Raw genomic sequence first — 8,950 nt, forward strand, 5'->3', positions numbered from 1 at the left:
GTGTGGTCGTCATGATCGTGTTCGGCGGCGTGCGGCTGCTCCGGCCCACCTGGCTGAGCTTCGGACCCGAGGTTCTGCCGGCGGCAGCCACGCCCCGGTTCTGGCCCTGGGTCGCGCTCACCGCGGTGCTGATGTTCCTGGCCGGACAGACGGCGGCCGAGTGGATCTACTTGCATCTCGGCTCGGCGGGTTTCGACCAGCACGTGCAGACGCAGCAGTCTTCGGGGTTCGCGCTGAGCCTGCTGGTCTCGCTGCTCGTCGCCCCGATCGTCGAGGAAACGCTGTTCCGCGGCCTCCTGTACCCGATGCTGCGCAAAAGAACGGGGGCCGTGGTCGCCGCGGTACTCAGCTCGCTGCTGTTCGCCGCCATGCACGGCAACGCCGTGCAGGCCGTGGCCGTGATCCCGCTGGGGCTCTTGCTCGCGCTGGTCGCGGAGCGGACGCACCGAGTCTTGCCCTGTGTGGTGTTGCACCTGGCCTACAACTTCGCCGCCATGATGCTGCCGCAGGCGGCCATCCAGGCGATGTCGACACCACTGTGCATCGGGCTCTCCGGCGCAGCCTGGGCGGTCCTCTTCGTGCTTCTGGCCCGTCAGGTCCTGTCCGCCGCGATCACCGACCAGTTCGGCGAACCGCGAGCACGGATCGAGACCGAATAGCTCGACGGGAGAGCAGAAGGGAACCCCGACGTCGCCCAGCACGGCCTGGTGCGACGTCGGGGTTACTTGTGCCCGGGTGACCGGGGTGTACCGGTCACCGGGGGACTGGTTGAAAGAGGAGCTCAAGAGAGCCCCTGGAGACACAGACAGCAGCAAAGGAGTTGATCATCATGGCTGTCATCGAACGCATCACGTACGCAGACAACGGTCAGATCAAGACCCCTGACCTGCTGGCGACCCTCCGGGCGAAGTCCCGACTGGCCTTCCCGAGTGCGAAGTTCTTCCCGACCTTCGACATCGGCTACGCCCACGTCTTCCGCATCTCGGCCCACGGCCTGACCTTCGACGAGGCCCAGCGCAACGCCAAGCGCAAGCTGGACCGTTTCCACAAGAAGATGCACCTGGTCGAGGGCTTCCGCGAGACCAAGGTCGACAAGATCGAGGACTACATCCGCACCAACCAGAACTTCAAGGTCATCTACACCATCATGTACGTGATCGAGCAGACTGGCTCTGGTACCCAGAATCCCGATTCCCCGTATCCGGAATACCAGCTGGACCTCACGAAGCTGCAGTTCCCGCCCGAGACAGCCGCTGTGCTGTCTGCGCGGTGAGCCGCGCGACGCATCCAGCGCCCACCGAGGATACGCAGAAGGACCGGAGCATTCCCTTCCCACGGGGAGTGTTGCTCCGGTCCTTCTGTATTCACGTTTCCATTCGGCAAGTGCCGGGGTGACTACGACAGTCGCCTATCGCACACATGAAACACTAGCAGAGTGAAAGGCCACTCCACAAGCCGAACCCACCATTGAGACTTCCTATCGAAAGCGACTTCGAATCATGAGCGCCAACGACCACGACCAGGACCAGCCCCAGTTCGAGCAGGCCCATGACAATGGCGACCAGATGCGCCAGGGAGCCAAGCAGCTCGTCGACGGGGCCGGCAAGGTCGCCGCAGGTGCCAAGGACTACCTCGATGCCCACATGGCACCGGCCGTCAAGAACGCTGCGCGCACTGCGCGGGAGCGGATCGACGCAAAGACCCGCGAGGCCGGCGGCCCGCTGGCGCTGGCCAGGCGCTATGCACCCAAGGCCATCCCGATCGCCGCACTGGTCGCGATCATGGGGCTCTACCTCCCGATCGCCTCGTTCCACGGCTACGGGCTCAGCTACATGGATGCTGGCTCGGACGGAAAGATCCTGCTCGTCCTCTCGATTCTCACGATCATCGCCGCCTTGCTGAACCTCGCCGTGAAGCCTGGCAACACGTGGCTGCGGCTGGCCGCGGGGATCAGCGCAGGATGCGTCGGTCTCGGCGCACTGCTCGACGGCTTCGGGAATCTCTTTGCGATCGGCCCGTCGTTCGGCTCGTTCTTCCTCGGCCTTGCGGGCTTCGCGCTCGTGGCCGCCGGTGCGTTGACTCTGTTCAACAAGCCGTGACAGCACACCGAATAGCACCGGCCCCGCACCCACCAGACCCGATCCGATGATTCGTCGGATACTTCGCCCCGGATGAGACGCCCCGTCTCGTCCGGGGCATTTTCTTCGCCAGGCCGCGTCCGACGTCCGTGTATCAAGGCGTGTATCAAAACAGCGAAACCGCCGCGATGCGCGCGTTTTCCCTGGTCGGAGCTGGGGGCCGGGCGCGAGAGTCCAGCGACATGTATCAAGACCTTGATACGGGTGTTTCCCCAGGTCAGCCAAGGAAAAACACCCCTTCTATCAAACGTATCAAGAATCAACGGTTTGATTTCCATGCGGGCATGTGTGTGCGTGATACCACAAGTCGTCCAAGGTAGGCAAGCCGCGGGGCGGATCAAGGAGGGATCGTGTATGTATAACCTCATTTATTTTGATACAAATGATACAAACCCCTAAAAACCCCGCCTGACCAGGCAAAACAGGTGTATCAAGTCTTCAAATCAGTTTGATACAGGCCCGCTTCGCGACCTAGCAAAAACCACGTCTGACCAGGCAAAACAGCATGTATCAAGCGTTTTGATACAGCTCTTGATCCAAGGGGCCAACGGGGGCTCGCCGCCATCGCAGCCCACCTCTTCCGCGACATCGCGCTCGATCGAATCGGGAAACGCGCTTCGGGCGGCTCACGCCGCCCACGGGTGAACCTCTGTGCTGCCCGCTGCCACTTCGCGACTCCGCTGAGGTTGCCGGGTGCCGACGAACCACTGCGGTTGTTCCACTGGGCCGCCTGACCATCCTGTGCACCATCCGGCTGACACCAGCCGACCTATCGACTCGTCTCCTGCTCCATTCGGAATAGGTTGTGATAGACGAGTTGAATGCCATAGGCTTGCACCACACGTTCCATTCGAATACGAGTCCCGTCGGCTTCCCACAACCGCCGCCGGCACGACTCTCCGCAAGACGGAAAGAGACACGCATGAGCACTTCTGGCATAACTGACAGCTCTCAGGCCCCGACTCAAGCTGTGCGGTCCTTCACCGACCTCCAGGCCGATCTGCTCGACTTCTTCGACAACCGCCCCGGCGGAGGCAACGTCGCAGCCCCGCAGAACCTCATCGTCACCCACGTGACCGACGAGTACCTCGCCAGCCTGGACCTTTCTGCGCCGCCGGCACCGCGTCAGCTCGAACAGGAACTGCTCGCCTCCTGCTACGGCATCGTCTCCAACGAGAACCTCAAAATCCCCAAGGGCGACGGCACGTACCCGATCCCCAGGCATCTCTCGACCTGGCAGGTCGCGCAGATTCTCCTGCGCTTGCACCACGTCGTGCGCATCGCGCCGACCGATGCGAACACCGACCGCGAGTACGACATGCTCGCCATGTACATCAAGCACGGTCCGAGCCGCGGCATCTATACGGCCAGCGAAGACGATCTCCGCACCACCGCCCGGCGCTACAACACGCAGCTCACGACCAACGACTTCAAAGAGGTCGTCGCCGTGCTCCGCGAGGACGCGCCGCGGGTGCACCTGAACTCCCACCGCGATCTCATCGCCGCCAACAACGGCATCGTCTACTACGGGAATACGCCGTTGGACATCACGATCGGCGGCAAGCGGTTCCACTTCGAGCCAAAGAAGGTCCACCCGTTCGATGCTGCGCTGGTCTTTACCGTCAAGAGCGCCGTCGACTATGTCGAGAACGCTCCGATGGTCAGGATCCCGTATCCCGACCCCGCCGACGGAGAGTGGGAAGTGGGCGAATGGATCACTGCTCTCTTCTACACGGAGGGCGACGAGGAGTTCAATACCAGGAACGCAGGGCTCGCAGCCCTCACTTGGGAAGTCCTCGGTGCGCTCGTAAGGCCGCATGTCAGCTGGAACAAGACCGCCTGGTTCCACTCAGAGCAGGGCAACAACGGCAAGGGTACGCTGTGCTCCCTGGGCCGGAACCTGCTCGGATCCGGCGCGCACACGTCGATCCCGATCAAGGACTTCGGCAAGGAGTTCGCGCTCGAGCCGCTGATCAAGTCCAATGCGATCATCGTCGACGAGAACCCAGTCGGGATCTTCGTCGAAGAGGCCGGTAACTACAAGACCGTCGTCACCAACGACACCCTGCAGATCAACCGGAAGCACCGGGTGCCGATCGCCTTCGAGTTCCACGGCTTCATGATCCAGTGCGTCAACGACCTGCCGAAGTTCAAGGACAAGTCTGAATCTCTGTACCGCCGGCAGCTGATCCTGCCCTTCACGAAGAGCTTCACGGGAACCGAGAAGCGCTACATCAAGAACGACTTCCTCAAGCGCCGCGAGGTCCTCGAGTACGTGCTCTGGTACGTCATCAACTGCGCCGGAGCCGCTTCGCCCGGGAGCTACTACGAGCTCTCCGAGCCGCCGGCCACGCAGGTCCTGCTCGCCGAGTACAAGGAGACGAACGACCCCGTCCGCGCTTTCTGGACCGAGTTCCGCGAGCTGTTCGTCTGGGACCTGCTGCCGTTCTTCTTCCTCTACGACCTGTACCGGGTGTGGTTCACGCGCGTCTCGCCCTCGGGCAAGCTCGTCGGTCGCCAGCAGTTCATCACCGACCTGTTCGGCATCGTGCAGAACGACCCGATGTGGCACTGCAACGACAAGGCCCGCACGATCCGGCCCGGCAACAAGATGGCTGTCTCCGAGCCGCTCATCGCCGAGTACGAAATGAAGGACTGGTACACGCCCGGTTACACGGGTACGGACCCGGCCCGCCTCGGCATCCCGCTGCTCAAGCCGAACTACCGAGGTCTGCTGCGCATCGTCTCGCTCGGCGGCACCGCGGCTCCCGCTGCGTCTGCCTCGACCGATGACTGACCGGTCGCCGACAATCTGGACTCATCCATTCGCATCACCGACCAGGAGGTCTCATCGCCCATGTCCCGAATGACCACGGCGATCCAGTCCGTCGCCACGGCCCTGCTTCATCTCGCTGAGGAGCAGGGCCGTATGGCCGACATCCAAGCCGAGACCGCGAAGCAGCAGCGGATCACCAACCTGATCGTCCGATCGCAGATCGAGACGGATCCGACCGAGAAGGCCCGCCTGCTCGCCGAAGCCCGTCGTCGCATGGACGCCCCGAGCCGGCGCGACCTGCGAGACCACAACCCGTAGCACGCAGGTATCCACTAGCGTGCCCGACCCCAGAACCGAAACGAGAGACCCATGCCTGCTTTCGCCGCCGCCGGCACCAAGCCGAAGCCTCGTCTGCTCACACCCGTCACCGCCGACTTGTCGCTCTTCAGCTTCTACGACATCGAGTCGCTGTCGAACGTGTTCAGCATCGTCGCCTACACGCCGCGTCCCGGCGATACCGTGGACGAGCTCGAGGTGTTCTATCTCGTCGACGACGCGGCACTGGTCGATTCCCTCGATCCCCATGCGCTCGTCGCCGCGATCCGCGCCGGCAATCCGGGCCTGCCGACGGTCGACGTCTCGCTGCACGATCTGCACACCATCCAGGGCAACCTCCGGCTCGCCCAGCTCATCGGGCTCTCCGACGCCGACCAAGTCTGTGACCCTGACCAAGAGTCCTCGTACCCCCAGGATCTCCGTCCCGTCTGCGACACGGACCCCGAGTTCGATCCGGCGACACATCCGTTCCTGGCCGGCTACAACTCGCTCAACTACGACACCACGATGCTTGCGCTGTACCTCGCCGAGGTCTTCTCCGACATCATCGGACACCGCAAGCGCCTGGCCGACGCGCAGCAGGTGCGGAGTTTCGCGCGGACCCCGCAGCAGATCGCCGACGCCGAGGAGCTCCTGGCACAGGTCCTTGCACAGCGCCCGGTGTTCCAGCCGGTCACGGCCAAGACGCTGCGCGTACATAACGACCAGCTGTTCGACGAGAAGAACATCGACTACATGCCGCGCTACATCGGCTGGGAGAGCCCTGCTGCGAAGATCCGGCGCGCCATGATCCACTCGGGTCGCCACCTCGACGTCAGCCGGCTCAACGAGCTGCAGTCGAAGGTCGCGCTCAAGCGCCTGCTCGGCATGCTCGGACGCCAGATCAAGGAGTCCGAGAAGCTGGGCCACGACGCGGTGATCACCACTGTGGAGGAGCTCTACGAGCTGCTGGCCTACAACGTCGCCGACTGCTTGGGTCTCGCACAGTTGTTCCGGCACCCGACGTATTCGAGCGCCTTCGACCTGAAGGCCGGTCTGCTGGCGCAGTACTCCGAGACCGTCTTCACGAAGAAGCAGACCGTGCGCCGCGACCGTCTCGCCATCGACGCATCCTCGGCGAAGTTCGTGGGCCGTATCCTCGCCCCGTTCACGGCACTGAACGACATCAAGACTGTCTCTTTCAACTATCCGCACCCTGAGGTCGCCAAGGAACTGAACATCCAGCCGGTCAACGTCCTCGACGAGTGCGTGCGCTTCTTCGAGGAGCAGGTCGCACCCGACCGGGCGGCAAACGCCGCACAGGCCAAGGCGTACGCCGACTTCATGCAGATCGTTGCGTACTACCGCTCGATAGAGGGGCAGAACTTCAACAACTCCGAGGAATATGCCGAGCGGTACGGCCTGCTTGCTCAGGTGATCGACGAGATCCCGAAGACGCCGAACAACCTGCCGTACTTCCACCGGGACGGCCGGCCTTCGTCGTGTTTCGCGACGTTCTCCACCGGCGGCATCCACGGTGCCGAGGTCGACATCGCGACCTTCGAGCGGGACTCTGCCGCGCACCGCGAGGGCGCATCCATGCTCGAGATGGCCAAGCTGTTCTACCCCGACGCCAAGGACTTCGTCGCCGAGGCGAAGCGCCAGCACAACCTGCTCGCTCTGCCCGACGGCACGTTCGTCGACAAGCGTCTGGTGCTGCTGGGCTCGGACCCGGAGAAGGTGAAGTACCGCAAGGCCAAGAAGGACGACCCCGAACAGGCCGAGCAGCTTGCGCGGGCTCAGGCCCAGGTACCGGATGCTGCGATGCTTCTGGCGACGCAGCGTCCGGACGCCCAGGCACTCGACGTGGCGATCGCCGACAGCATGAGCCCAGGAGGCGTGCGCGTCATCACCGGCAAGCTCGTGCTGGCCAAGAGCACGGCCACTGCCGCTGAATACCGGACCGAACCGGCGAAGCAGGCACCTGAGCTGTTCCCCGCCAAGAAGACCGACGCGTCCACGAAACTGCACCCGAGGTACTCGCACACGTCGGCCGGACTTGTCACACACGAGGACTTCACCAGCTACTACCCGAACCTGCTGCGCAACATGCGCGCCTTCTGGAACCCGGAGCTGGGGGAGGACCGCTACGCGACGATCTTCTTCGACAAGGAGCGCTACGGAAAGGAGATGAAGCAGCCCGGCATCTCTGCCGAGCTGAAGACCCGGCTCAACACCCTCCGGAATGGAACGAAGCTCATCCTCAACGCGGCATCAGGTGCCGGTGACGCCTCGCACAAGACTCCCATTCGGATGAACAACGTGATCATCTCGATGCGGATCATCGGACAGCTCTTCTCCTGGCGCATCGGTCAGGCTCAGACGCTGGCCGGCGCTCGGATCATCAGCACGAACACCGACGGTCTCTACTCGATCCTCGACCCTGAGATCAACAATCGTGTGCTGGCCGAGCAGGCGGAGCTCATCGGTGTCGACATCGAGCCCGAGGCGATGTTTCTGATCAGTAAGGACTCAAACAACCGCCTCGAGCTGCTGCCGCCCAGCGGTGCATCCGAGGATCTGCCTGTTGCACAGTGGGAGATCCACAGCGCCGGCGGAGGCACCCTCGCCTGTCATGCCGGCCCTCGGCCCGACAAGGCGCTGGCTCATCCCGCGGTCATCGACCACGCGCTGGCCAGATACCTGCAGGCTGTCACGGCGGCCAGAGGGAGGGTGCACTGTCTGAGCCTTCGACGCTGTCCTGGGACGCAAGCTCATCGACGAGGCCCGCGATCCGGAGAACCCGGTGCGCACCGCGTTGATGTTCCAGACCATGGTCACGGCCTCCCGGGGCTCGATCACCTATCCGTTCGCCGCCGACCCCATGCCTATCGGCGATGAGGAGAGCAGCAACGAGAACGCCGCGATCACCAATCCCAGGCCGCTGCAGATGGTCAACCGGGCCTTCGTCGTGCAAGCCGGCACGCAGGATGCCGTGAGCCTGCACAACGCCGGGGCCTGGAAGGTCGCGCCGGCGGTCCAGGCGAAGCGACGCGAGAACGCCGAGTCTCCGGCACGTGATGAGATCGCCAAGTCGATCCTGGCCCACCACGGCTGGGCATCGGACAGTTGGGCGTACGCGCAGAACCAGAAGATGCGCCTCATTCCGGAGGACCAGGACGTGACCACGCGACGGATCAACGGCATCGATCCCTCGTGGTCGATGATCATCTGCAACGAGGATCTGCACGCCATGGACGTCTCGAGGCTGGCCGGCTCATCAGCTCGCTCAACCTCGAGGTGTACACGCAGATGCTCGGTGAGACGTTCACCAAGAACTGGATGAACGCCGCCTGATCGGCAGATCAGCACAGCGTCGCCCCCGCTGCAGGACCCAGAAGGCCGGTCGGAGTATTCCGACCGGCCTTGTGCACACCCCAGCCACGTATCAACCCACCATTCCATACACAGTCGAATCGCGTCATACTTGAATGGAATGGACGATTCAACTGCGACTCCGAATAGACCCTTACTGCAATCGCAAAGGAGCACTGGCCATGTCTACTGCGACGCTCGAAAGCCTCACACGCCTCGCCGTACGCGCTGACGACCCCGACACCTCGTACGAGGCGGCGATGAAGGCCGCGCTCGGCGCGTCCGAGGTCCGCCCCGTGGTTCTGGAGCTCGTCCGCGAACACGGCCCGCTCACGCACGACGAGCT

7 protein-coding genes are annotated in these 8,950 nt (G+C 63.4%); all 7 read left to right on the top strand.

Features of this window, described 5'->3' with window-relative positions:
• Nucleotides 1-659: CPBP family intramembrane glutamic endopeptidase (locus AHiyo1_RS22870; RefSeq protein WP_172465722.1), on the top strand; the 659-nt coding region annotated here is incomplete at its 5' end.
• 170 nt (nt 660-829) lie between these two features.
• Entirely contained in the window at nt 830-1,273 is a 444-nt protein-coding gene (locus AHiyo1_RS22875) for a hypothetical protein (RefSeq protein ID WP_148667734.1), read from the top strand.
• Nucleotides 1,274-1,499: 226 nt separating this feature from the next.
• Entirely contained in the window at nt 1,500-2,099 is a 600-nt protein-coding gene (locus AHiyo1_RS22880; RefSeq protein WP_059390127.1) for a hypothetical protein, read from the top strand.
• A 961-nt stretch (nt 2,100-3,060) separates the two neighbouring features.
• On the top strand, nt 3,061-4,935 hold the full coding sequence (locus tag AHiyo1_RS22885) for a phage/plasmid primase, P4 family (RefSeq protein WP_059390128.1): 1,875 nt from the start codon (nt 3,061-3,063) through the stop codon (nt 4,933-4,935).
• A gap of 60 nt (nt 4,936-4,995) precedes the next feature.
• A complete protein-coding gene (locus AHiyo1_RS22890; protein ID WP_148667735.1) occupies nt 4,996-5,232 on the top strand; it encodes a hypothetical protein in 237 nt (78 codons plus the stop codon).
• Between the two features lie 51 nt (nt 5,233-5,283).
• Nucleotides 5,284-8,130 (top strand): hypothetical protein, encoded by a 2,847-nt coding sequence (locus AHiyo1_RS22895; protein ID WP_059390130.1) that lies wholly within the window; start codon nt 5,284-5,286, stop codon nt 8,128-8,130.
• Complete coding sequence (locus AHiyo1_RS25840; protein ID WP_216363309.1) at nt 8,036-8,575, top strand: hypothetical protein; 540 nt, start codon at nt 8,036-8,038, stop codon at nt 8,573-8,575. Before AHiyo1_RS22895 ends, AHiyo1_RS25840 begins: the two co-directional genes overlap by 95 nt.
• The last annotated feature ends 375 nt before the right edge of the window (nt 8,576-8,950 follow it).

Source organism: Arthrobacter sp. Hiyo1, assembly GCF_001263615.2.
Taxonomy (GTDB): domain Bacteria; phylum Actinomycetota; class Actinomycetes; order Actinomycetales; family Micrococcaceae; genus Arthrobacter.

Bases quoted from the DNA above. Each gene is read 5' to 3' on its own strand.
- AHiyo1_RS22895 (WP_059390130.1), top strand. From the start codon at position 5,284: ATGCCTGCTTTCGCCGCCGCCGGCACCAAGCCGAAGCCTCGTCTGCTC.
- AHiyo1_RS22880 (WP_059390127.1), top strand. From the start codon at position 1,500: ATGAGCGCCAACGACCACGACCAGGACCAGCCCCAGTTCGAGCAGGCC.
- AHiyo1_RS22885 (WP_059390128.1), top strand. From the start codon at position 3,061: ATGAGCACTTCTGGCATAACTGACAGCTCTCAGGCCCCGACTCAAGCT.
- AHiyo1_RS22875 (WP_148667734.1), top strand. From the start codon at position 830: ATGGCTGTCATCGAACGCATCACGTACGCAGACAACGGTCAGATCAAG.
- AHiyo1_RS22890 (WP_148667735.1), top strand. From the start codon at position 4,996: ATGTCCCGAATGACCACGGCGATCCAGTCCGTCGCCACGGCCCTGCTT.